22 protein-coding genes are annotated in these 22450 nt (G+C 63.8%); 12 read left to right on the top strand and 10 right to left on the bottom strand.

The window, feature by feature from the left end:
• Window positions 1–45 precede the first annotated feature (45 nt).
• A complete protein-coding gene (locus AB7G19_RS35565; RefSeq protein ID WP_193560897.1) occupies window positions 46–1191 on the top strand; it encodes a YjgN family protein in 1146 nt (381 codons plus the stop codon).
• Window positions 1192–1194: 3 nt separating this feature from the next.
• Window positions 1195–2307, top strand: coding sequence for a M48 family metallopeptidase (locus AB7G19_RS35560; RefSeq protein ID WP_063985420.1), 1113 nt, complete (start codon window positions 1195–1197; stop codon window positions 2305–2307).
• A gap of 66 nt (window positions 2308–2373) precedes the next feature.
• On the opposite strand, the gene upp is transcribed toward AB7G19_RS35560, so the two are convergent.
• From upp to AB7G19_RS35545, 3 genes are all read right to left on the bottom strand, one after another.
• The gene (upp, locus tag AB7G19_RS35555; protein ID WP_014492299.1) at window positions 2374–3003 is read right to left on the bottom strand and encodes a uracil phosphoribosyltransferase; all 630 of its coding nucleotides are present in this window, start codon (window positions 3001–3003) and stop codon (window positions 2374–2376) included.
• 252 nt (window positions 3004–3255) lie between these two features.
• A complete protein-coding gene (locus AB7G19_RS35550; RefSeq protein WP_085399835.1) occupies window positions 3256–4494 on the bottom strand; it encodes a URC4/urg3 family protein in 1239 nt (412 codons plus the stop codon).
• A gap of 7 nt (window positions 4495–4501) precedes the next feature.
• On the bottom strand, window positions 4502–5758 hold the full coding sequence (locus tag AB7G19_RS35545) for a GTP cyclohydrolase II (RefSeq protein WP_028159520.1): 1257 nt from the start codon (window positions 5756–5758) through the stop codon (window positions 4502–4504).
• 388 nt (window positions 5759–6146) lie between these two features.
• On the opposite strand from AB7G19_RS35545, the gene AB7G19_RS35540 reads away from it, so the two are divergent.
• A complete protein-coding gene (locus AB7G19_RS35540; protein ID WP_085399836.1) occupies window positions 6147–7274 on the top strand; it encodes a threonine synthase in 1128 nt (375 codons plus the stop codon).
• A 187-nt stretch (window positions 7275–7461) separates the two neighbouring features.
• Here the strand turns inward: AB7G19_RS35540 and AB7G19_RS35535 are convergent, their stop codons facing one another.
• Together AB7G19_RS35535 and AB7G19_RS35530 are read right to left on the bottom strand one after the other, a co-directional pair.
• Window positions 7462–8277 (bottom strand): DUF2927 domain-containing protein, encoded by an 816-nt coding sequence (locus AB7G19_RS35535; RefSeq protein WP_085398749.1) that lies wholly within the window; start codon window positions 8275–8277, stop codon window positions 7462–7464.
• 84 nt (window positions 8278–8361) lie between these two features.
• Entirely contained in the window at window positions 8362–8940 is a 579-nt protein-coding gene (locus tag AB7G19_RS35530; protein ID WP_063985416.1) for a L,D-transpeptidase, read from the bottom strand.
• A gap of 269 nt (window positions 8941–9209) precedes the next feature.
• Between AB7G19_RS35530 and AB7G19_RS35525 the strand changes: the two genes are divergently transcribed.
• A complete protein-coding gene (locus AB7G19_RS35525; protein ID WP_085398748.1) occupies window positions 9210–10757 on the top strand; it encodes an acetolactate synthase large subunit in 1548 nt (515 codons plus the stop codon).
• A 38-nt stretch (window positions 10758–10795) separates the two neighbouring features.
• A complete protein-coding gene (locus AB7G19_RS35520; RefSeq protein ID WP_085398747.1) occupies window positions 10796–11314 on the top strand; it encodes a hypothetical protein in 519 nt (172 codons plus the stop codon).
• 88 nt (window positions 11315–11402) lie between these two features.
• On the opposite strand, the gene AB7G19_RS35515 is transcribed toward AB7G19_RS35520, so the two are convergent.
• Entirely contained in the window at window positions 11403–12941 is a 1539-nt protein-coding gene (locus AB7G19_RS35515) for a peroxidase family protein (protein ID WP_085398746.1), read from the bottom strand.
• Window positions 12942–13277: 336 nt separating this feature from the next.
• The gene (locus AB7G19_RS35510; protein WP_085398745.1) at window positions 13278–13511 is read right to left on the bottom strand and encodes a DUF3551 domain-containing protein; all 234 of its coding nucleotides are present in this window, start codon (window positions 13509–13511) and stop codon (window positions 13278–13280) included.
• A gap of 254 nt (window positions 13512–13765) precedes the next feature.
• Between AB7G19_RS35510 and AB7G19_RS35505 the strand changes: the two genes are divergently transcribed.
• From AB7G19_RS35505 to AB7G19_RS35480, 6 genes are all read left to right on the top strand, one after another.
• Window positions 13766–14104: a hypothetical protein gene (locus AB7G19_RS35505; RefSeq protein ID WP_085398744.1), complete on the top strand. Its 339-nt coding sequence runs from the start codon at window positions 13766–13768 to the stop codon at window positions 14102–14104.
• 170 nt (window positions 14105–14274) lie between these two features.
• A complete protein-coding gene (locus tag AB7G19_RS35500; RefSeq protein ID WP_071909689.1) occupies window positions 14275–14760 on the top strand; it encodes a hypothetical protein in 486 nt (161 codons plus the stop codon).
• 92 nt (window positions 14761–14852) lie between these two features.
• A complete protein-coding gene (greA, locus tag AB7G19_RS35495; protein WP_441268755.1) occupies window positions 14853–15335 on the top strand; it encodes a transcription elongation factor GreA in 483 nt (160 codons plus the stop codon).
• A 202-nt stretch (window positions 15336–15537) separates the two neighbouring features.
• A complete protein-coding gene (locus tag AB7G19_RS35490; protein WP_085398742.1) occupies window positions 15538–17124 on the top strand; it encodes a tetratricopeptide repeat protein in 1587 nt (528 codons plus the stop codon).
• A 20-nt stretch (window positions 17125–17144) separates the two neighbouring features.
• Window positions 17145–17708 carry a hypothetical protein gene (locus tag AB7G19_RS35485; RefSeq protein WP_085398741.1) on the top strand — a complete coding sequence of 188 codons (564 nt, stop codon included), beginning with the start codon at window positions 17145–17147 and terminating at the stop codon, window positions 17706–17708.
• 181 nt (window positions 17709–17889) lie between these two features.
• Window positions 17890–18567, top strand: coding sequence for a hypothetical protein (locus tag AB7G19_RS35480; RefSeq protein WP_085398754.1), 678 nt, complete (start codon window positions 17890–17892; stop codon window positions 18565–18567).
• 91 nt (window positions 18568–18658) lie between these two features.
• Here the strand turns inward: AB7G19_RS35480 and AB7G19_RS35475 are convergent, their stop codons facing one another.
• From AB7G19_RS35475 to AB7G19_RS35465, 3 genes are all read right to left on the bottom strand, one after another.
• Window positions 18659–19024 carry a hypothetical protein gene (locus tag AB7G19_RS35475; protein WP_028151240.1) on the bottom strand — a complete coding sequence of 122 codons (366 nt, stop codon included), beginning with the start codon at window positions 19022–19024 and terminating at the stop codon, window positions 18659–18661.
• Window positions 19021–19455, bottom strand: a complete 435-nt coding sequence (locus tag AB7G19_RS35470) for a hypothetical protein (RefSeq protein WP_085398740.1) — start codon at window positions 19453–19455, stop codon at window positions 19021–19023. The genes AB7G19_RS35475 and AB7G19_RS35470 overlap by 4 nt, the downstream gene beginning before the upstream one ends.
• Window positions 19456–19517: 62 nt before the next feature.
• The gene (locus AB7G19_RS35465) at window positions 19518–20795 is read right to left on the bottom strand and encodes a metallophosphoesterase family protein (protein WP_244623211.1); all 1278 of its coding nucleotides are present in this window, start codon (window positions 20793–20795) and stop codon (window positions 19518–19520) included.
• A gap of 310 nt (window positions 20796–21105) precedes the next feature.
• Here AB7G19_RS35465 and AB7G19_RS35460 point away from each other — a divergent pair, with 310 nt between their 5' ends.
• Entirely contained in the window at window positions 21106–22443 is a 1338-nt protein-coding gene (locus AB7G19_RS35460; RefSeq protein WP_085398739.1) for a TAXI family TRAP transporter solute-binding subunit, read from the top strand.
• Window positions 22444–22450: the final 7 nt, after the last annotated feature.

The following is a 22450-nucleotide window of genomic DNA, read 5'->3' as shown; positions in this document are numbered from 1 at the left end:
TTGACCGTATCAGGTCCGCACCCCGAGGTTGCCGCCGTGAACGACATGCAATGGGCCCCCATCGGCTCCGAACCCTTACCCCCGCCGCTGCCGCCCACGCGGGTCGACTTCACCGGCAACCGCTCCGAGTTCCGCAAATTGGTCACCAAGGGTGCCATGCTTGAGCTCGTCACCTTCGGCTTCTACCGGTTCTGGCTGGTCACCGACATCCGCCGTCATTTGTGGACGAACACCGCGGTCGACGGCGATGCGGCCGAATACACCGGCCGGGCCAAGGAGCTGCTGGTCGGCTTCCTGTTCGCGCTCGCGATCCTGGTGCCGATCTACCTCGCTTATTTTCTCATCGGCATCGAGTTCGAGCGCTGGCAGGGCTTTGCCTCGACGCCGCTGTTCATCAGCTTCTACGCCTTCGGACAGTTCGCGATTTTTCGCGCGCGGCGCTATCGCCTGACGCGCACGGTCTGGCGCGGCGTCCGGTTCTGGATGGACGGCTCGGGCTGGGCCTATTCGTTCCGGGCCATGGCGTGGGGCCTGCTGGTGTTCCTCACCCTCGGCCTGGCGCTGCCCTGGCGCGAGGCGTCGCTCGAACGCTACAAGATGCGGCACACCCATTACGGCGATCTCTCCGGCGACTTCGAAGGCGACGGCTGGACCTTCTTCAAGCGCGGCTGGTGGCTGTGGCTCTTGAGCCCGATCGCACTCGTGATCTTCCCGCTCGCCCCGTTCTTCTATGCCGAGTTCAAGGCGCGTGAATGGCGCTGGTGGCTCGACGGCATCCGCATCGGCGGTGTCAGCCTGTCCTCGGAGTTGCCGCACAACGCGTTCTACGGCCTGTACTGGAAAGTGATCGGCTGGTGGATGCTGCTTTCGACCGTTTTCGCCGCCTATATGGGCGGTGGCGCCTTACTCGTCGTCCAGCTAAGTGGCGTTCCGGCTGATCAGGTCTTCGGCCCCGGAAATGCCGGCAAGAGCATCCCGATGCTGGTCATGATGGTGATCGGCTATTTCGCCGTGGCGCTAGCGATCAACATCGTCATGCGGGTCTATCTGCAGCGCGATCTCTGGGCCAAGGTGCTGGAAACCGTCGAGGTGCACAACATCGGGGCCGCGGCGGATGTACGCGGCAGCGGTGAGCTTGCCAGCGCGCTCGGCGAAGGCTTTGCCGATGGGCTCGATGTCGCGGGATTCTGATCTGTGAGTGAGTTGTCCACCGAGGTTCCGGCGCAGTCCGCCAAGCCGACGATATTCTTCGACGGCGTGTCGAGCCGCAGGCGGGAGGTGTCGCTGGCGCTCGGTGACGCGCTCGACATCGTCGAGGAGGGCGGAGCGCCGGTTCGCTGGACCTATGCCGACATTCGCCGCGCCGACAGTCCGGCCGGGATATTGCGCCTGGCCTCGACATCCGCGCCGCCGCTGGCGCGGCTTGAAATTCGCGACGCCGCGCTCGCCGCCGACGTGACCGCCCGCTGCATGCGTCTCGACGAGCACCAGACGTCGCGCCGCGGTGTCGCAAAGATCGTCGGCTGGTCGGTGGCCGCCGCCGTCTCCATCGTTTGCGTCGTGCTGTTCGGTGTGCCGCTCGCTGCCGACCGGCTAGCGCCGCTGGTGCCCAAGCCGATCGAACGGCGCATTGGCGACGCCTCCGAAGTCCAGGTGAAAACCATCTTCGGCCGCAAGGCGTGCGAAGACCCCGCGGGCAAAGCCGCGTTCACAAAACTGGTCAATCGTCTGCGCGATGCCGCCGGCCTCGACGACGATTCCATGACGGCCGGTGTACTGCCGACCTCGGTGCCGAATGCATTCGCGCTGCCCGGCGGCAAGGTGTACGTGCTGAGGGGCCTGGTCGACAAGGCCGAAAACCCCGACGAACTCGCCGGCATCCTTGCCCATGAGCTCGGCCATCTCAAGCATTACGACAACATGCGCGGGCTGATCTACAACGGCGGCACATCGTTCCTGATCGGCCTGTTGTTCGGCGACGTCACCGGCTCGAGCGCCGTGATCTTCGCCTCGCGCAGCGTGGTCGAAGCCTCCTATTCGCGCGAGGCCGAGACCGCCGCGGATACGTTTGCGATCGAGATCATGCACAAGCTCGGCCGCTCGCCGAAACCCGCGGCCGAACTGATGTTCCGCATCACCGGCAAGGAAGGCGGCTCCGGCCTCACCACGATCCTGGCGAGCCACCCGCTCACCGAAGACCGCCTCGCACGCATGACGAAGGAAGATCGTCCCGCCAGCGGCCCGCCGCTGCTGACGGACAAGGAATGGCAGTCGCTCAAGCTGATTTGCGGCAGCGGGAAGATCTAGAGCGTTTTCGAGCGAAGTGGCGACCGGTTCGCGTGAAGAAAACGCGTCAAAAAAAGAGCTCCGCGCCTACCGCGTCCCGTAAGCGCGGTCGCCGGCATCGCCGAGGCCCGGCAGGATAAAGCCGTTCTCGTCGAGACCTTCGTCCACTGCAGCCGTCCAGATCGGAACGTCGGGATGCAGTCCGCGCAGCCGTTCGAGCCCTTCAGGGGCCGCGATCAGGCAGGCGAGACGGATGTCCCTGGCGCCGCGCTCCTTCAGCCGGTCGATTGCGGCGACGGCCGTGTTGGCGGTCGCGACCACCGGGGTCACCACGATCGCGAGGCGCTCGCTGAGGTCGGACGGCGATTTGAAGAAATACTCGACCGCGGCAAAACTGTGCGGCTCGCGGTAGAGGCCGATATGGGCGACGCGCGCGGTCGGCACCAGATCCATCATGCCGTCGACGAAGGTCGTGCCGGCGCGCAGCATCGGCACGAATACCAGCTTCTTGCCGGCGATCTTGGCCGAATGCATCGTCGCCAGCGGCGTCTCGATGACGGTATCGGCGAGCGGCAGATCCCGCGTGATCTCGTAGCACAGCAGCATGCCGATCTCCTTGATCAGCTCGCGGAAGGACTTGGTCGAGATGGACTTGTCCCGCACCAGCGTCAGCTTGTGCTGCACCAGCGGATGATCGACGATCGTGACGCCTTCCATGAAACGCTCCTAACGAAATGCACTTGGGTGAAACGCGACGGGCCGTTGCTTCTTCCCTTCTCCCCCTGTGGGAGAAGGTGGCATAGGCGGCCCTTGGGCCGCCGTTCTTAAGAACGCCGATGCCCCGCATCGGCTACGGCGCCGGATGAGGGGTCTCTCTCCACGAACTCCAATGAGAGATGCCCTCGCGGAGACAACCCCTCACCCGGCTTCGCTTTCGCGAAGCCACCCTCTCCCACAGGGGGAGAGGGTTTAGAAAACCGTGCCGTCGCTGATCACCTTGAGCGGCGGCGCGCCGTCCGGCCGGCGCGCGAAGGCGATGGCGCGGCCGGCGGCCCAGCTGCCACCTTCGAGAATGCTCGCGAGGGGCAAGGTCTCGGGCGTGCGGCCGAGCCTGGCGCGGATGCTGCCCGCAAGCCGGTCGAGCAGCGCGACGGTGAGCGCGCGCCATTCTACGACGAGCAGGGAATCCACCGCATGCGCGCGCTCGGCATCGGCGGCGTCGCGCAGGCGCAGCACCTCGTGATCGACGAACAGGCCGCCATTGCGGTATTCGGCGAGGCCGGTGAGGCCGTCGATGTCGGTGACGTCAAAGCCGGCGCGCTGCAGCGGTTCGATCAGCGAATAGCTCAGCCATTGCGACAGCTTGTGCAGGGGTACGAGGCCTGCCGTTCCGTCGTCCGCCCCGATCGCCGGATGACGCCAGCAATCGCCGAGCGGAATCCCGGCGAGCTCGAGCCGTGACGGCCAGATCGGTCCAAGCTGGTTCAGCACTGCGGACAGGATGGCGGGCGCGGCGACCGCGCCCCCCACGGCCTGTGCCGCGATGTGATCGAACAGGCCGCCTGGCCGCGGCGTATCGTGCAGGCCGAAGATGTCCGCGCGCTCGGCAACCAGCTTGCCCAGACGTCGCAGCAGATCAGTGCGTCCGTCGAGACCGAGCAGCGGATTGGCATCGCTCGCCTGAAAGGCGGAGGTGAGGGAGGCGAGCGGTAGTTTCGCCAGCACGTCTGCATCGGCCCTGAACGGCGCACGCGCATCGCCGGAGAACAGGCCGCCTGCAAACATGTCGAGGCTTGCGATGGCAAGCCCCTCCGATCGGCCGATACTTTCGCCGGTCACAGCGTCGCGATAGCGCCACGTGGCTCCCGCACCTGCGTCGAGCAGCACGCTGACAATGGCGAGGTCGAACTCGGCGCGCGCACGTGCCGCGCGATCCGGCCACGATGCGACGTTGGCAAGCCTCGCCCAGCGATCGACGCCGCCGAGCACGAAATGCCGCCAGCGGGCATGGAAGGGAATCTCCAGCGTCGGATAGGCCTTGCGCGTGACCGCGATCACGGCCTCCGCGACGCCGTCCATGCGGTCGAGGTCGATCGTGAAGTGCCGGAGCCCGCCGGCGAGGCCGATCTCGAGCATTTTTGCGGCACGCGCGCGAACCGCTCCTGCGCTGAGCAGGGAGCGGGCCTGTTGTTCCAAAGCCTCCGCCATCGCGCGATCAGTACTTTTCCAGCGAGCGCCCGACCACGCCGTTCACGTCCTTCTCCGGCGCGATGTCGGTCGAGTAATAGCCGGCAGCCTTTTTCGCGGCGATCTCGACATAGGCGTCGGCCGGGATCAGCTCCGGCGGGATCGGCACGCGCTCGACGATGTCGATGCCCTGCGAGGTCAGCGCGTCATGCTTCATGTCGCTCATCGACAGGAAACGGTCGATGCGCTTCAGGCCGAGCCAGTGGATCGTATCCGGCATCAATTGCTGGAAGCGCGCGTCCTGGACGCCGGCGACGCATTCGGTGCGCTCGAAATAGGCGGCCGCCGCGTCGCCGTCCTCCTGGCGCTTGCGCGCATTGTAGACCAGGAATTTGGTGACCTCGCCGAGCGCGCGGCCTTCCTTGCGGTTGTAGATGACGAGCCCGAGCCCGCCCTCCTGCGCGCCGCGCGCGGATTCCTCGATGCCGTGGATGAGATAGGGGCGGCAGGTGCAGATGTCGGAGCCGAACACGTCGGAGCCGTTGCACTCGTCATGCACGCGGCAGGTGATCTTGGTGCGGTGGTCCGGAAGTTTTGTCACATCGCCGAACATGTAGACGGTGGTGCCGCCGATCGGCGGCAGGAATACCTTCATGTCCGGCCGGGTGACCAACTCGGGGAACATGCCGGCGGTCTGCTCGAACAGCGTGCGCCGCAGCTCGGTCTCGCCGGTGCCGAAGCGCGTCGCAAGGCCCGGCAGGTACCAGACCGGATCGATCGCGATTTTCACCACCGACACGCTGCCATTGGCGTGCACGACCTCGCCGTCGGCGCGCAGCCGTTTTGCGGCGAGCGCCTCGCGGATCTCCGGCAGGTCGAGCCGCGCGCGCGTCACCGCGATGCTCGGCCTGATGTCGACGCCCTCGGCGATGTCCTTGCCGAAATTCTCCGCGACGAGATGCCCCCAGGGATCGAGCGCGACGATCTTGTCGGGATCGCGCCATTGCTCGAACGGCCCGATGGTCGCGGCCGGAAAGGTGTTGGTGAGGTCGGGCCGGCGGATCGGATCGAGCGCGCCGGCGGACACCGCGAGCGCCCGGTACATGGCGTAGGAGCCGCCATGGCTGCCGATCACGTTGCGATCCCCAGCGCGCGATACCGTGCCGATGATCGGCCCCCGGGTGCGTGCGTCGGCTGCGCCCCAGTGAATCGGAAACGCGGCCTTTTTGCCCGGCTCCGGATGGGAGGTCAGGCGGATGTGATCGGTACGGTTCGCGCGGCTCATGTCCAGGCTCCCAAAAAGCCGACGGCCCGCCGCTCGGACGGGCCTGGCTCACTTGCGTTGCCGGTGCCGAACACCGGCGACGCGAGCTCAATCCAACATATTGTAGCGGCTGGCGACGACAGACAAGTTAATGGTTCCCCGCCGGGCAGGCGACCCTGGCCAAATTCCCGTCACCGACGGGCAGGTCCGGCTCGCCTGGATGCCGCTCCTTCGCCCCGGCCGAACCTTGCTATTCGATCCGCGCGATAGGTCTAAGGATTTGAACTAGTTATATTTTTTATGTTTTCAAGAGGGCGGCGCGGCGGTTGCGCCACCGCGGTGCCGTGGACTGGACCAGACCCACATAATCGGACAAATCGTATAGATCGCCTCTCGCCTGGAGACTGCCATGCCCACCGCCAGCTACATCGACCCCCGTAACGGACGGCTCTATCCGCTGGACCAGCCGCGCTGGTGCTCGGACGAGCGGACGCCGCTGCTGGTGACGCCGGGACCAGGCATATCGCGCGCGGACATCGACGGCGCCACGCGCTCGCTCTGGCGCTACCGGGCGGCGCTGCCGGTCGAGATCAAGAAGCCGATCACGCTCGGCGAAGGCTGCACGCCGCTGGTCCAGCAGGACTGGGGCGATTTGCGTCCGTTCTTCAAGCTCGAATGGTTCAACCCGACCGGCAGCTTCAAGGATAGGGGCTCTTCGGTGATGCTGTCATTCCTGCGGCAAATCGGCGTCGACGCGATCCTGGAGGACTCCTCGGGCAATGGCGGCTCGTCGATGGCGGGATTAGGTGCCGCCGGCGGCACGCGCGTGAAGATCCTGGCGCCAGCCTCGACGTCGCCGGCCAAGATCGCGCAGGTGCGCGCCTATGGCGCCGCGGTTCAACTCGTCGAGGGGCCGCGCGAGGAGTCGGAGGCCGAGGCCATCCGCCAGTCGAGCCAGACCTTTTATGCCAGCCACAATTGGCAGCCGTTCTTCCTCGAAGGCACCAAGTCGCTCGCCTATGAAATCTGGGAAGACCTCGGTTTTCGCGCGCCCGACAATATCATCGTTCCCGTTGGCGCCGGCAGCAGCCTGCTCGGTTGCGCCTTCGGTTTCCGCGAGCTGTTGAAAGCCGGGCAGATCGCGAAGCTGCCGCGCCTGTTCGCGGCGCAGCCGCTAAACTGCTCGCCGATCGATGCAAGCTTCAAGGCGGGTGTCGACACGCCGGTCGCCCGCGAGGTGAACAAGACCGTCGCCGAAGGCACCGCCATCAAGAATCCGCTGCGCCTGCGCGAGATCATCGGGAGCTTGCGCGAGAGCGGCGGCGGCACCGTTGCGCTGACCGAGGACGAGATCGTCGCCGCGTTGCGGCGTCTTGCGCGGCAGGGATTGTTTGCCGAACCGACCAGCGCCAGCGCGGCTGCTGCATTGGAAAAACTCTCCGCGGCGGGATCTATCAAGGCGAACGAGACCACGGTTGTGGTCCTCACCGGCACGGGCCTGAAGGCTGCGGCCACGGTTGCTGATCTCGTGCAGTAGAGGCGGAGGAGGCGTTCCGCTTACCCTCCCCTGGAGGGGGAGGGTCGATCGCGCGTAGCGCGAGCGGGGTGGGGTGATCTCTCCACACGGGCAGCGCTTCGGTGGAGAGACTTTCACCCCACCCCGTCTCACGTCGCTGACGCGCCGCGAGCCGACCCTCCCCCTCCAGGGGAGGGTAAGACGCGCCTCACTCCTTCAAATCATTGACGCGCTTCACCCAGGCGCGCACATCGGCGAGCACCTGGGGCAGCACCGCCCTGACCTCCTGCACGGTCATGCCGGGTTTGATGCGGGGATCGTAGAGCAGGTTGAGGATGTACTGGTCGTAGACGTCGAAATAGCCCATCGACACATTGTCGTTGAACATGGTCCACGGCACGCTCGCGGTGTCGTTGATAGGGCCGAGCGATTGCAGCAGTTCCTCATAGGCGCAATCGAGGAAGGTGAAATCGCCGTTGTCGACGGTGAGGATGACGTCGGAATGCTCGATCTCGAAATTGTCGTTCTTGCGGAAGCCGGACAGGCATTGCGGATCGAGCGAGGTGCGGATCTCGCGCGCCTTCTCCGCGCCGTAGAAGCTGGAAATCGTCCGAAACAGGTCGCGGTCGCGAACCAGCTTCACCCGCACGTTCGCGGCTTCGCTGGTGTCGATCATGGCGATGTCGAGATGCTGCACGCGCCTGCCGATGTCGGCCACGACCTTGGCGAGCTGCGTCTTGCGGTCGGCGCGCTCGCTCTCGGCGTAGACGCGCACCGGCCCGTCGAATTTCCGGATGCGGTCGACGCGGCCGGCGAGGTGGTATTCGGCGCCGAACGCCGTCTTCAGAAAGCCTTCGACGATCTCGCCGTCGGTGAAGCTCTTCTTCTCGGCGCGCTGGCGCGAGGCGATCGCGGGCAATTCGCCCGCGACGGCGATGGTAGCGGTGTCAGGGGCGAACGCGAAAGTGGCGAGCGCCAGCAGGGCGATGCGAAAGCCTGACGAAGGCGGGGCCAATGCGCTCATTACGACCCGACGCTGCCGTATTCGGCAGCGACGCACAAGACCGCATATTCACGCGCCCTGCGGGTTCCCGCAGTTCGCCGACGGCTAGTTGTTGAGCACGACCACCTTGGTGCCGACCGAGACGCGGCTGTAGAGATCGCTGACGTCCTCGTTGGTCATGCGGAAGCAGCCCGAGGACACGGCCTGGCCGATCGTCTCCGGCTCGTTGGAGCCGTGGATGCGGTAGAGCGTCGAGCCCAGATACATCGCGCGCGCGCCGAGCGGATTCTCGATGCCGCCCTTCATGTGGCGCGGCAGGTCGGGCCGGCGGGCCAGCATCTGCGACGGCGGCGTCCAGTCCGGCCATTCCTTCTTGGCGGTGATCCTGTGCACTCCGCCCCAGCGGAAGCCGTCGCGGCCGACGCCGATGCCGTAGCGCAGCGCCTGGCCGTTCTGGAGCACCAGATACAGGCGGCGCTCGCTCGTGTTCACCACGATCGTGCCGGGGGCGTAATTGCCGTTGTACATGATGGTGGTGCGGGGGATCGGGCTAGAGCCGCCGCGGAAGAAGCTCGGGCCGAAGCCCATGATCTCGCGCGAGTCGAACCCCTCGGCGAATGCGCCGCCGGCGGTGGCCGACAGCAATGCGATGGCGGCAATCGGCGCGGCAAAAAATCGGATCATTGTTTCCCCCAGTAAAAAAATCGGATTCAACTGAAGTCACAGGCCATATTTGCGGGCATTTCGCAAGCCACGGGCCCGTGAGGGAGATCATCCTTAACGTCTGGCGTTGCCAAACCGGCAACCACGCTAATTTGCCTGAAAGCATTAGCCAAACAAGCGGATCGTCGCGCGGGGCAGGCCGGCGATGCCGGCTATTGCTTTGACGGAGGCGGCGAACAATGATTGATCGAGCGGACATTTGAATATTGCCGGTTGCAGGGAGCTTTGGGATGAACGGTGCGGAAAGCCTGGTGCGGACGATGGTCAAGGGTGGGGTGGATGTCTGCTTCACCAACCCAGGCACCTCCGAGATGCATTTTGTCGCGGCGCTCGACCGCGTGCCGGGCATGCGCTGCGTGCTCGGCCTGTTCGAAGGCGTGGTGACCGGCGCCGCTGACGGCTATTTCCGCATGAAGGGCACGCCGGCTTCGACGCTGCTCCATCTCGGCCCTGGCCTGGCCAATGGCCTGGCCAATCTGCACAACGCCAAGAAGGCGAATTCCGGCATCGTCAACATCGTCGGCCAGCATGCGGTCTACCACATCGACTACAACGCGCCGCTGACCTCCGACATCGAGGGCCTGGCCCGGCCGATGTCGTCCTGGGTCCGCACCTCGCCGGACTCCAAATCGGTTGCAGCTGACGGCGCCGCGGCGATCGCCGCCGCCAAGAGCGCACCGCCACAGATCGCGACCCTGATCCTGCCCGCCGACACCGCCTGGAACGAGGCCGATGGCATCGCCGAGGTACCGGCCGAGCAGCAGCGCGCCAGCTATTCGCCGCAGGCGGTCGAGCGGGCCGCGAAGATCCTGCACGGCGATGGCGAGGGTACGCTGCTGCTGATGACCGGCAGCGCGCTGAGCGAACAGGGCCTGGCGCTGGCCGAGCGTATCGCCGGCAAGACCGGCTGCACGGTGATGGGCCCGACCTTCCGTCCCAAGATGGCGCGCGGCCGCGGCCGCTATTCGATCGACCGCATTCATTACGTGATCGAGAACGCGCTGCCGATGCTGGCGAAGTTCCGGCACATCGTGCTGATCGAGTCCGATGATCCGGTGGCGTTCTTCGCCTATCCGAACAAGCCGAGCATGCTCAAGCCCGAGGGCTGCGAGGTGCATCGCATGACCTCCTGGGGCGAGAATTCGGTCGCGGCGCTCGAAGCACTGGCCGGCGCGGTGAAGGCGAGCGCGAAGGACGTCAAGCCGCAGGCCCTGGCTGAGCTGGTGAAGCCGACCGGCGCGCTGACCTTCGCCTCGATCGCGCAGGCGATCGCATGCGCCATCCCCGAGAACGCGATCATGGTCGACGAATCCCTGACCACCGGCCGCGGCTTCTTCCCGCCGACGGCGGCGGCCGCTCCGCACGACTGGCTCCAGAACATGGGCGGCTCGATCGGCTTCTCCACGCCGCTTTCGATCGGCGCCGCGATCGCATGTCCGGACCGCAAGGTGATCACCATGGTCGGCGACGGCAGCGCGATGTACACGATCCAGTCGCTGTGGACGCAGGCCCGCGAGAACCTCAACATCGTCACCATCGTGTTCGCCAACCGCATCTACCAGATCCTGCGCGGCGAGTTCGACAATGTCGGCGCCGGCGAGCCCGGCCAGCGTGCCAACGACATGCTGCGCCTCGACCGTCCGACGCTGGACTTCGTCGCGCTGGCGAAGGGCATGGGCGTCCCCGGCCGCGCCGTCACCAATGCCGAAGAGTTCAACAAGGCTCTGGCCGAAGCCGTCGCCGAGCCCGGGCCGCGGCTGATCGAAGTCCAGATGTAGGGCACAGCACCAGGGAGCGCCGAGGGCCGGGGGGCAAGATGCAGACCGAGCTGAACAAGGTGATCGCGGCGCTCCGGGACTTCTACGCTCACGAAGGATTCTTGTTCGAGAAGGACGTCGGCGAGCGGGCGGTGACGCACCGCTTTGCCGTCTATCTGGAGCGGCAATTCTCGGGCTGGTCAGTCGATTGCAACTACGACCGCCTCGGCGAGCGCACGCTGCATCTGCCGCACGGCACGATCGTCTCCACCGACGATCATCTGGGAAAATCGATCTACCCCGATGTCGTCGTGCATCAGCGCGAGATCCCGAACAATCTGCTCGCCGTCGAGATCCGCAAGGCGAGCAATCACACCTCGCTCGAGCACGACCAGCACAAGCTGATGGCGCTGACCGACGCGCATGTGTGGTTCGCGTACTGGATCGGCGTGCTGCTGGTGCTGGACAGGCAGCATGTGACGATTTCGGAAGTCTATGTCAGCGGCCTGGTCGATCAGCCGCTGTCGCTATGGTTTGCGGCGCGGCTGGAGGAGAGCGGTCTCGGGGCCGCGCATTAGACCGTCTCCACAGCGTCATGGCCGGGCCTGTCCCGGCCATCCACGCCTTGTCACGCAGCACAAAGAACGGGTCTCATCTCATCAGGCCTCAGTGCAGCGGATCGCCCTGGCCGAGCGCATAGGCGACGAGGTCCTTCAGCGCGAAGCTGGAGCCGGTCACCGGCGTCCATTGCGGGTCGAGCGACAGCACGGAGGAATGGTCGCCGAACATCATGCCGAGGAAGACCTCGGCGACGATGCGACCGCCGACGGGGCCGAGCTGCGGCGTGTTGATTCCGGTCGCCGGCGCGCCGGTGGCCGGGATCGTCACCGCGGTCTGGAATTGCCGCGCCTCGGCAAGGATGTAGGTCCAGAGCGGGCAATTGCCGGCAAACACGCCGTTCGCGATGGTTGCGATCCCAGTTTGCGGATCGCCCGCGCCGGGTTCGTCGACGGCCTTGCCGACGATGATCTGATCATCCGTCAGCGGCGTCAGGTTCATCGCCTTGGCGACGGCCTGGCCTGAGGGCAGGCCGAGCCGCCAGCTGCGCTCGAGATTGCGCAGCGCCAGCGACGACGGATTGGATGCGACCTCCGGCGGCAGCTTGCGCAGCGGATCGACCAGCGAGGCGTCGATGCGATAGGCGAACTGCAGCCGCTTCTTGTTGTCGGGGTTGGTGTCGTCGTCCTCGACGCCGTAGGGACGCGTGTCCAGATCGATGAAGCGGCCCCAATCCATGGCGCGTCCCGGGCCCATGGCGCGGAAGCCGGTCAGCGCGTTTTTGTCGGGATTGTTGGGGTCGGGGAAGATCTGCAGCAGCATGTTGTCCGCATCGTTCAGCCGATAGCCGGGGCGGATCATGGAATGGCCGAGACGGTAGGCCGCAACCGAGAACTCGACCGGCATGAACGGGTAAGTCTTCCAGTGGTAGTGGGCGAGCTTGCTGCGGTCGTACTGGCCTGCGGTCCTCAGCTCGTCCAGCACGCTGGCGTGAACGATGCGCGGCAGGAAGTCGTTCAGCACGACGTATTGATAATGGAATCGGACGCGCTGCTGCACGTCCTCGAACGACAGGCTGTCGTTGTCGTCGACCATGCGGTTGTGAAAGCGCAGCATCAAGGCCTGGAACTGCGAGACGATGCTGTTCTCGTCGTTGCGGGGGTCGCCGATCAGGGCGCGGCCCTTGAAGCGCGGCAGGTCGCTGGCATCGGGTACGCCCGCGCCGGTCAGCTTCTCGCCGAGCCGGAACTTGATGCCGTCATACATGTAGGGCTGATCGTTCGGACCACGGCCGTAGAGATTGTCCAGATCGAGCGACGGCGTGCGGAAGTCGACGAGCCCGTCGGGATCCTGCTGCTTGGTCAGCGAGCTGACCGGATCGAAGGTGATGTCGTGGTCGATGAACTGGCCGAAATAGGTGTAGAGCGCGGGAATGCCGCTCTCCTCCGCGTCCGGCCCGTCCTTCGGACCATCGAAGTCGGCGACCATCTTGTCGGCCAGCGCCGAAAGGTTCGCGACATTGTCGGCGTCGTTCGGACCGAATTTCGCCGGCGTGAGCTTGCGGAACATGCGTCCGAAGCGGCCCTGGGAAAGCGGCGAACGCGTTGCGTTCAGACCGCGCGGAACAATGCTGTGGCGGCTGCTCATTGAAAACACCTCCCTGAAAAGTCACGACGTGCAACGAATAAAGCTAAAGTTGTTCGCAACAGAATATGCATGTCACGCTAGATCAGGCGATTGGGTGCCACAAGCGATCTGCTTCACACACTGCGCGACATCGATGTTGTTCCGGGAGGGAGCGTTACGAGCAAGCTGCGGCCGCGCTTTGCAAATTTTTCCCTGTGCGAGGACGGATAACATTCTCGTCATCGGCGCGCACGAGCGGCTTCGCGCAAGTGAGTTCGCCGGACTGTCGGCGAAGCGGATCGTCTTCACGCAATAAGTGTGGCGGCGTGCGCGTCATGCGCGCACGCCGCGACGTCGTCAGTAGGCACGCTGCTGCGAGAACGCGTAGCGCGGATTGATGCCACAAGAGGCCGACGTGCCGGAGGCGGTGGCGAGGCACTGCTGATAGCTCGCGAACTGGCAGTTGCCGGGATAGCCCCACATGCGTCCCTGCAGGCAATATCGATCGTTTGCAGGATGTGCCTGGGCGGCCGGGGATGCTACGGCGACCAGGGCGGCGAACGATGCGAGAGTGAGGATGATGCGACGCATTTCAATCTCCTTCGAGAGCGGGTGGACGGGTACGTCAGCGAGCTGGGCTCGTCTGAGGCATGTCATGCCTATCTTGGTGTCGGCGGAATGCCGTGCGTTCGCGACATGGCACATCATGACGCAGCCGGCGGCCAGCAATGTGATCTACGCCACAGTTCGCGGTGGGGGTCCGGGCCTATCGTGAGCAGACTTGCGCGCGTCGATCCCGGAGAACCAGGCTTGTCTCATTCGGATCAGGTATTTTGGAGGTTCTAATGCAAAGGTCATATTTGCTGGCTGCGACAGCAGCGCTGGCGCTTTTCATGCAAATACCGCTCGCGCTGGCCCAGAATGCGCCGGCCGCCGGTGGAACCGCAGCGCCTGCCGCGACAACCACTGCGCCGGCAGCGACGACGACAACGCCGGCCGCGACCAGCGACACCTCCAGCCAGCCGGCCGACTCCAAGAAGAGCGCATCGAAGAAGCCGGCGAAGAAGAAGATGACGCGGCAGCAGGAAATCGATCATTCGGTCGACAGCGGCACCGTGCCCGCGCGCTACCGCAACTCTGTGCCCAGGCAGTACCAGCGGTACATTCCGTTCGATAAGCGGTGATGGGTCTCACGGCGGGCGACGTGATCGGACGTCGGGCCGCCGGTGCCATCGTGTGACGGCCTTGGTGTGACGCCTTGTCGTAGCGCCTTAACCAAGCGGAATCCGGCCATACATCCCCAGTGGCGGTCCGCGAGAGCGGTGCTAGAGTAGGCCGAAGCCCGGGGGGAGAAATGAGCGACGACGTGAAGGATGCTGGCCTTGTGGCCATGATCAGCAGCATCCTGGGAGGCAACAAGCGCGCAGACAGCAGTGCTCCGCCGCCGCTCACCGAGGTTCCGCCGACAGCGCCGACGAACGGGTTCGACCTGATCGAGCCGTCCACCCCCGATCCTGCACCGGCCGAACCCGACGCTGCGCCCGATGCCGTGCCGGCTGCCGCGAAGCCGGTCGAGCGGCCGGCGAAAATCACGACGACGCCTGATGGCAAGAAGTTGCTTCCTGCCGAGGCGATTGCCGATCTGGTGCTTGGCGAGCTGCGCAAGCTGGAGAATTTTCCGGCGACCGGCGCCTCCGTCACGGTCTACGGTTACAAGCACTGGAATGCGATGATCACCTTCGCGCCGTTCTCGACCACGTTCCAGAACGCGACGCGGTTCCGCCAGGCCGTACCGGACCTGGTCTTCAAGCTGCGCCGTTTCGTCGAACTTGAGATATAGTCCGGGACAATCACCGGCTGCTGTTCGGCGCGATTCCCCGTTGTGGGGCGAGGCGCGAGCGGGTGTCCGAAACAGTTCGACAGGATTCTGAATTGAGCGTCGCCTTTACCAAGGAAGAAAGCGCCGAAACTGCGTCCGAGACGCTGCTGCCGGATCGCCCGATCTCGCCGCATCCAAACCTCGTGACGGAAGCCGGCTTGCAGGCGCTGCAGGCGCAGCTTCGCGAGGCGCGCGAGGCCTATGAAGCCGCGCAAGCCATCGAGGATGTCAACGAAAAGCGCCGACAGTCGGCGGTGCCCTTGCGCGACGCTCGTTATCTGACCGAACGGCTGCGCACGGCGCAGGTCATTCCCGATCCGGCGTCGACCGATGTCGTCGCCTTCGGCAGCACCGTGACCTTCAGCCGCACCGACGGCCGCGTGCAGACCTATCGCATCGTCGGCGAGGACGAAGCGGATCCAGAGGCCGGAACGATCTCGTTCGTGGCGCCGGTCGCGAAGTCGCTGATCGGGAAGGCGGTCGGCGATGTCGTGGGTTCAGGCGCGCAAGAGATCGAGATTCTGTCGATCGCGTAGCGACGCGATCCGAGGCCAGAATGATGCGCGCGTAAGGATCGAACTCCGACGGCTCTGGCTTCGGATTGGTTTCGCCAACTTCGAGGCGCCGCTGGGTCAGTTGCGCTGCCGCGATTCACTTCGCTGTTCAAAAGCCGCGAACGTCATATAGTGAGGGGGTATCAAGACCAATTCATTGCGTATCAGGCAAAGGGAGGGATCCATGCGGAAGTCCCTGTTCCTCGTCATCGTAGCCGGTTTCGGCCTATCAGGACCACAGGCTCTGGTCGCGCAAGACGATGTAGATCAGCAGCTCGGCAGCGTTCATTTCCAGACCTCTTGCAACGATGTGGCCCAGCGTCGTTTCGATCGCGGGATGCGCTATCAGCATTCCTACTGGTACGCCAACGCCAAGGAGATCTTCGAAGAAGCCATCAAGGCTGACCCGACATGCAGCATGGCCTATTGGGGCATTGCGCTCACCTACATGGACAATCCGCACAATGCGATTCCAAAGCCGAACCTCGCGCCAGGCCTCGCCGCGATCATGAAGGCCAAGGAGATCGGCGCCGCGACCGAGCGCGAACGCGACTACATCGATGCGCTGATGGTGATGTATGCCGACTACGACAAGATTCCTCACGTCCAGCGAATGCGCATGCTGCGTGACGCGCAGGCGCGCGTCGCGGCAAAATATCCAGACGACGACGAAGCCCAGATCGCCTACGCCATTACGCTCAATACCTCGGCGGATCTGAACGACAAGACCTATGCGCAGCAAATTAAAGGCGCGGCGATTCTCGAGCCGATCTCCAGGCGGCTGCCGATGCATCCGGGCGTGACGCATTATCTGATCCATCTCTACGACTACCCGGCGCTGGCGCAGAAAGGGCTCGATGCCGCCAATCGTTACGCCAAGATCGCACCGGCCGCGCCGCACGCCCAGCACATGCCCTCCCACATCTACACGCGCGTCGGCTATTGGAAGGAATCGATCGACTCCAACACCGCTTCCGTGAAAGCCGCGATGGCCGAAAAGTCGGTCGGCAACTACCTGCATGCGCAGGACTACATGGTCTATGCTTACCTGCAGCTCGGCCAGGACAAGCAGGCGCGTGCCGTCATCGACGACATGATCAAGGAGACCGACTTCAAGGCGACGGTCGCGGCGGCAGACTACGCGCTGGCGGCTTCGCCGGCGCGTTATGCGATCGACCGTGGCGATTGGGAGGGGGCCTCGCAGCTGCCGGTCAGGCCGAGCAACCTCAACTTTGCGATGGCGGTAACGCATTTCGCCCGGGCCCTCGGCGCGGCGCGCTCCGGCAAACCGGAGGCCGCCAAGGCCGACATCCAGAAGCTGGCAGAATTGCGCGACAAGCTGCAGGACGCCAAGGACAGTTATTGGTCCGGAATCGTCGACATCCAGCGTCAGGTCGCCGTCGCCTGGGTGCTTTACGCCGAGGGCAAGTATGACGAGGCGCTCAATGCGATGAGTGCCGCGGCGGATGCCGAGGACAAGACGGAAAAGCACGTGATCACGCCCGGACCGCTGGCGCCGGCACGCGAACTTTACGGCTTCATGCTGCTCGATCGCGGCATGGCCAAGGAGGCGCTTGCTGCATTCGAGGCAACCAAGGCGAAGGAGCCGAACCGCTTGCACGCGTTCGCGGGAGCGGCCAAGGCGGCCGAAGCCCTTGGTGACAGGGAAGCGGCACGACAGAACTGTCAGCAGCTCGTAACGCTGACGGCCAGTGCCGATTCGGAACGCCCCGAGGTCGCGGCGGCGAAGCAATATCTCGCCAGCAACTGACCCGGAACGAGAACGGTGAAATGATGAGAAGGGCAGCCGCCATCGCCGTCGCAGCAATCTCGCTGGGAAGCGCGCTGGCGGCATCGCTCTTGTGGCTCCATGTGCCACGGCATGCCGCCGCGAATTCCGCCACGCCGGTGTGGCAGGAGGTGACGTGGCCCTTCTCGATCGACCAATGGGGCAAGGGAAAGGCGTTCCGCTGCAGGGCTTCCGACTGCGGTGTCGAGGTGACGCTGTACCTGCGTGCCAAGATAGGTTTTTGCAATTGCACGACGGGCGTCGCCGATGACGAGGATCTCGATCGCATGGGCGATACCGTTCTCCTGGGCGAAGTCTCTCCACGCGGTTCCGGCCATCCCATCAGGATTGCGTCGATGAACGGTCGCAGCCGCGCCTACACGCTCAACTCACGTGGCGCTCCCGGCAAAACGCTGGTGTCGGTCGTCTACAACGAGCGTTGCGACATGATCGCAGCGACCGCTGTCATTGGCCACGATCGGCCGGAGACCATCGAGCCCCGCGTGATCGAGTTTCTGGGCGGCAGCACCGCGATGCACTGGGCTGAGGTCACACTAGGTCTGTGATCGACTGCGTCTTCCCGATCAGCGAGCATTTTCAATGCGGCGAATGGCCCGCGCAGCTGGGGCGAGGATTGCTATCGACAGGGGCAATCTCATTCGCCTAAACATGAGCCATGCGTTTCCGTCGTCTTGTCCCGATATCGAAGGTCTCCGCCCTGTCCGCGAAACAAAGCGCGGCGGCTGGATGAGACGGTTTTTGTCGGGGGCGTTGCCGTTCTACGCGCTGGCCGGATTGGCCATGTGCATGTACCTCGTCCTGTACAAGACGAACCTGTTCGACTTGAACGCCATCGTCCAGGATGCGACCGGTTCGGCATGGTTTCCGGTCTTCATGTTCGCTTGCGTGCTCCTGGAGTCGGTCTTTCCGTATTTCGGCTATTTTCCCGGAACCGCCCTCATCCTGATGTCCGTGGCGCTCAATCCGAAGCCTGCGGATGTCTCCGTTTTCATCGTGGCGTGGGCGGCCATCATCGTGGGCGCCGTTCTGAGTTACGGACAGGCTCGCTTTTTCAGACCGATGTTGCAACGGGTTGCCTCAAAAGCGGCACTGGGCCGATGTGAGTCCCTTCTCGACTCCTATGGTCCGTACGCGCGCGTTGCCTTGTTCGTTCATCCCAACGCTTGCGCGATGTATTTCACGGCACTCGGACTTCTCGGCCGGAACCTGACGCGAGAGCTCGCTTATCTCAGTGTGGGTGCAGCAGCCTCCGTGGGCATTCTGTTCGTCGTCGTGACCAGGCTGGTGTCGTCCGCAGGCGCCACCGATGATGGGGAATTGCAGGTGCTGCTGGCGGCAGGCCTGGTCGCCATCGGAACCCTCGTCGGTCTCTACGCGGCCTTGCGGCCGGATCGGGCTGCTTGAAGCTTGATCCGGAAGAGCGCGAAGCGGTTTTCCGACCAGAGAGCCCGCTTTGAGCTTGGTCGGTCATGATCCATGTGCGGAAGCACCCAAGTCAGAGCCTAAACCAAGGCAGGGTGAGATAGACGCAAGCGATCATCGAGAGGATGGGAATTACCCACACCCATCCCGACCAGAAGTTTCGCACTGAACGTCCGGGTAACGACGCAGCAACGAGGGCGACGATCAGTGCCCCGAGCGCGGCCGTCGCGGCCCACCCGTACCAGTACATCGCTGGAGCTAGAAATCCCATCGCAGGGTCAGCAACGTCTCGCGAATGATGCGTGCCCGCCAGCACGATGCCGAGCGACGGGAAAACGGTGAAAAGAGCAAGGTCCTTTGCGAGTGCAACCACGTAGAGGAAGCCAAATGTCGTCCCGAACGCGAATGCAAAGCGGCGGAACGCAGCCGATAACGTCATGCGCCGAAACCCCTGATGTTGTTTACGACGTGGCCAGTTAGGAAGCCCCACCAGATGACAAAGGCGAGGATCGAGGTGAGCATCGTGCGCGTCTGAGCAGGCTCGTCGGCACGCGGCCGTCGCCAGCAAACCCAGTAGGCTGGTAGCAACGCAAAACCGATAGCGGCGAAGTGCTCCTTGAGGTCGAAGAAGCCCAGGGCTGGCCAATGACCGGCGCGCTCTAACTCTGGCCTGATGTCGACGCGAAAATACAGATAGATGATCCCACCGAGCAGGATGGAGATGGCATACAAGACGACGACGGCGTCGGCGAACCGGGCCGATGGCACGGAGCGAAAGCGGCCGAAAAACGAACTGGGGCGCGTTCCCACAGTCGCCCACGTCGCCAAGGTCTGGTGCGTAATCGCGCCAAGCAGTGCAACGGCGACCAAGCCGTGAATAATCAGGAGTACTGTCGCCAGAACCTCACTCCCGGCCTATTGCCCGCTTGCTGTCACGTGAAGAGTTCCTCAGTCCCGAATGGCTCCGCCGACCACGGCCGGAAGCGATTGAGGGTGAACTTAGTCTTCTGGCCGGGTTCAACGTCCACCAGCACGTAGTTGTACTCCTCTTGCGGAGGCTGGCCCTTCCAGTAAAGGTCCCGCGGATAGTCGGCGGGCACCTTGATGCTGGTTCGCCCCGGCAGGATTGGGTCTTGTTCTGCGCCCCCACCGCCCAACATCAGATACTTTACCCCATCTACATCGTAGATTTCCGTGGTGTGGACGTGCCCGTTCAACACGATCACCTCCATGTCCTTGGCATACGACGCAATCACCTTGTGCGGGTTATCGGGAGCCGGGATCGGGCCTAAGCCTGACCGCGCAAACACGGGATAGTGGAAGACGATAAACGCCTTCCGAATGCCGTTGGCCTTCGCCTCGTCCATCCACTTTTGAAGCTGGGTCATCTGCTCGGCATATTTTGGCCGATCAGCGTCCCACAGCGACGGCGAACGGTAATCGTACTTGCCACTCCAGAGATAGATGAAGCGGGTGCCCTTGAAGTCGAATTTGTAGATGAGGTTTTCCGGCGTGACGCCGAATTTTTTCAGATACGGCACAGCCGAAAGTACGCCCTCAATCTTTGGGTCGGCCCACACCTCATGATTACCCACACTCATGAAAAAGCGCCCATCCAGACCGGCCGCGCGCATCTCGTCATCCGGCGCGGGTAGCTTCTTCAACATTGTTTCGTTCACGCGCTTCCAGTATGGGCTGTCACTCACGGTCAAGCCCTGATTGCCCCACCACACAGCGTCACCGCTATTGACCACGAATTTGGCGCGACCGGATTGAACGTCCTTGACAATTTCGCGCGTCACCCATTCGCCGCCCTGAAGCCGGAACATGGTTCGATGCACTCCGGGAAGCAGTTTCACGTCTTCAACGGATGCCTCAGTGACCCAACCCTTATCTACCGTCAGGGTCATCACTTCCGTCTTGGATGCGAACGGCATGACGACCTTGACCAGGTCCTTTGTGACCGGATCGAAGATCATCTTCACATCCTTCGCTACGACGGCCTCGGCGACCTTTTCCGGCATGACCAATCCGAACATCTCGACGAAGAACTTGCTGAGGTCCGGTTGTCCCTCTTTCAACGGGAGGTACATCATCGGTCGGGTATCGCCGACCGCAGCGAATGAAAAACCGGCTGCGGGAAGCGGTGCTTGCGCGGGCGTTGTTTGTGTCTGGGCACCGGCAACGAGTGGCACGGAGAATGCGGGCACTGCTGCGAGTGCGCCTAGAACCAGGCGACGACTGGGCTCGTTAGGCCAAGAGGATTGCATGATGATCACCCCTGATCGAGGAGAGGGAATGAGCCGCCGCATAGGGCGCGCAAACAGCCCGATTTGCCGGCCGTTTCCCGTAGACCTTCAGCGGTGGGTGAGCTTGATATAGATCAACGTCCTCATCTGCCGTAGCAGCGAGCACGTAGAGCGGCGGCTGGCAGCTATTCTGGCCGCGGACGTTTGCGGGCATCGCAGGTGTGCAGAAATACAGCGGCAGGGACGTGGCGAACCCACACAGGTGGCGAGCATGATGTCGATGAAATTGCCGCTGTGGCTTCGCTTTTTCCTGCTCGTCGGCGTCGTCGCCTTTGCGGCAGGCGCGGGTCTCCTTGCCTATCGGTACTACAGCCGCCCGGTAACGCTGACTGTGGCGGTCGGTTCGGTCGACGGCGAGGCGGCCAAGGCAATGTCAGCGATGGCAGGCGAGTTCGTTTCAGCGAACGCGCCGGTCCGGCTCAAGGTCATCGACAGCGGCACCGCGCTTGAGGCCGCTGCCGCTTTCTCCGCGGGCAAGGTCGATCTCGCTGTGGTTCGCGGCGATGTTGGCGACTTGTCGCAGGCGCAAGCCGTCGTCGTCGTCAGCCATATGGTCGTACTGATCATCGCGCCGCCGGGATCGTCCATCGACAGCATTGCCAACCTGAAGGGACGCACGGTCGGCGTGGTCGGCGGAGCAGTGAACGCCAAAATTGTCGATGTGTTGACCAAGGGATACGATCTGGCGGGCGCAAAAGTTGTCTTCAAGAACCTTGCTTTGACGGATGTCCGGCAAGCCATTCAGTCAAAGCAAGTCAGCGCCCTGCTTGTCGTGATCCCGCTCGCCGAAAAATACCTCTCGCTCGTTCGCGGATTTTTTCAGCTTGACCGTAAAAAGACCCCGGTACTGATCCCAATCGAGTCCGCGGGGGCAATTGCAGAGAATGAGCGCGCTTTTGAAAGCTTCGACGTCCCGAAGGGCACACTGCGGGGATCGCCGCCGGTCCCGGAAGATGACCTGACGACTCTGAGGACCTCGCTATATCTGGTTGCGCAAAAGAAGCTTGGCACTGATCTGGTAACCGACCTCACGGAGGCGATCATGAGCGCGCGCAGGAATCTTCTGCGTGAGCAGCCGATTTTCGCGCAGATCACCGCGCCCAGCACCGACCAGGATGCCTACCTTCCGCTGCACCCTGGCGCCGCAGCCGTCTACAACAGCACCACGCAAAGCTTCATGGATGAGTACGGCAACTGGATCTATTTGACGCCGATGGTACTGGGTGGCGCTGCCACCATGCTTGCGGCGGCGTGGAAATTCCTGGGCCTCGGCAGCCGCGCAGCCGAAGGCCCGCTCGATTCTCTCTACGCCCTGGCGCGCCGGATTCGGAAAGTCGATACAGAGGCTGAACTTTCGGATATCGAAGACGAAATCGACCGCATTCTAAAGGCGGAGCTCGCCAAATCCGCTGCTGGAGACGAGAGCGCGGTGGATGATGCCACATTGAACGTGGCAGCCCACCGGCTGGAGAGCTTGATTCACGACCGACGCACATTGATCGCCAAGGGACCCGCAGTTGCCTCCGCGGCGAAGGCGACACAGCGCTAAGTCACGA

Origin of the sequence: Bradyrhizobium sp. 215_C5_N1_1, assembly GCF_052075935.1 — a bacterium.
Lineage (GTDB): Bacteria > Pseudomonadota > Alphaproteobacteria > Rhizobiales > Xanthobacteraceae > Bradyrhizobium > Bradyrhizobium barranii.
Note: the sequence above shows the minus strand (reverse complement) of the source record. Positions and strands in the feature narration are given on the sequence as shown.

What these genes read in the sequence shown, in the direction of transcription:
- AB7G19_RS35565 (WP_193560897.1), top strand. Translation starts at nt 46, where the DNA reads ATGCAATGGGCCCCCATCGGCTCCGAACCCTTACCCCCGCCGCTGCCG.
- AB7G19_RS35540 (WP_085399836.1), top strand. Translation starts at nt 6,147, where the DNA reads ATGCCCACCGCCAGCTACATCGACCCCCGTAACGGACGGCTCTATCCG.
- AB7G19_RS35475 (WP_028151240.1), bottom strand. Translation starts at nt 19,024, where the DNA reads ATGACGTTATCGGCTGCGTTCCGCCGCTTTGCATTCGCGTTCGGGACG.
- AB7G19_RS35480 (WP_085398754.1), top strand. Translation starts at nt 17,890, where the DNA reads ATGAGACGGTTTTTGTCGGGGGCGTTGCCGTTCTACGCGCTGGCCGGA.
- AB7G19_RS35530 (WP_063985416.1), bottom strand. Translation starts at nt 8,940, where the DNA reads ATGATCCGATTTTTTGCCGCGCCGATTGCCGCCATCGCATTGCTGTCG.
- upp (WP_014492299.1), bottom strand. Translation starts at nt 3,003, where the DNA reads ATGGAAGGCGTCACGATCGTCGATCATCCGCTGGTGCAGCACAAGCTG.
- AB7G19_RS35505 (WP_085398744.1), top strand. Translation starts at nt 13,766, where the DNA reads ATGCAAAGGTCATATTTGCTGGCTGCGACAGCAGCGCTGGCGCTTTTC.
- AB7G19_RS35535 (WP_085398749.1), bottom strand. Translation starts at nt 8,277, where the DNA reads ATGAGCGCATTGGCCCCGCCTTCGTCAGGCTTTCGCATCGCCCTGCTG.
- AB7G19_RS35550 (WP_085399835.1), bottom strand. Translation starts at nt 4,494, where the DNA reads ATGGCGGAGGCTTTGGAACAACAGGCCCGCTCCCTGCTCAGCGCAGGA.
- AB7G19_RS35510 (WP_085398745.1), bottom strand. Translation starts at nt 13,511, where the DNA reads ATGCGTCGCATCATCCTCACTCTCGCATCGTTCGCCGCCCTGGTCGCC.
- AB7G19_RS35545 (WP_028159520.1), bottom strand. Translation starts at nt 5,758, where the DNA reads ATGAGCCGCGCGAACCGTACCGATCACATCCGCCTGACCTCCCATCCG.
- AB7G19_RS35520 (WP_085398747.1), top strand. Translation starts at nt 10,796, where the DNA reads ATGCAGACCGAGCTGAACAAGGTGATCGCGGCGCTCCGGGACTTCTAC.
- AB7G19_RS35525 (WP_085398748.1), top strand. Translation starts at nt 9,210, where the DNA reads ATGAACGGTGCGGAAAGCCTGGTGCGGACGATGGTCAAGGGTGGGGTG.
- AB7G19_RS35515 (WP_085398746.1), bottom strand. Translation starts at nt 12,941, where the DNA reads ATGAGCAGCCGCCACAGCATTGTTCCGCGCGGTCTGAACGCAACGCGT.
- AB7G19_RS35485 (WP_085398741.1), top strand. Translation starts at nt 17,145, where the DNA reads ATGATGAGAAGGGCAGCCGCCATCGCCGTCGCAGCAATCTCGCTGGGA.
- AB7G19_RS35460 (WP_085398739.1), top strand. Translation starts at nt 21,106, where the DNA reads ATGATGTCGATGAAATTGCCGCTGTGGCTTCGCTTTTTCCTGCTCGTC.
- AB7G19_RS35490 (WP_085398742.1), top strand. Translation starts at nt 15,538, where the DNA reads ATGCGGAAGTCCCTGTTCCTCGTCATCGTAGCCGGTTTCGGCCTATCA.
- AB7G19_RS35500 (WP_071909689.1), top strand. Translation starts at nt 14,275, where the DNA reads ATGAGCGACGACGTGAAGGATGCTGGCCTTGTGGCCATGATCAGCAGC.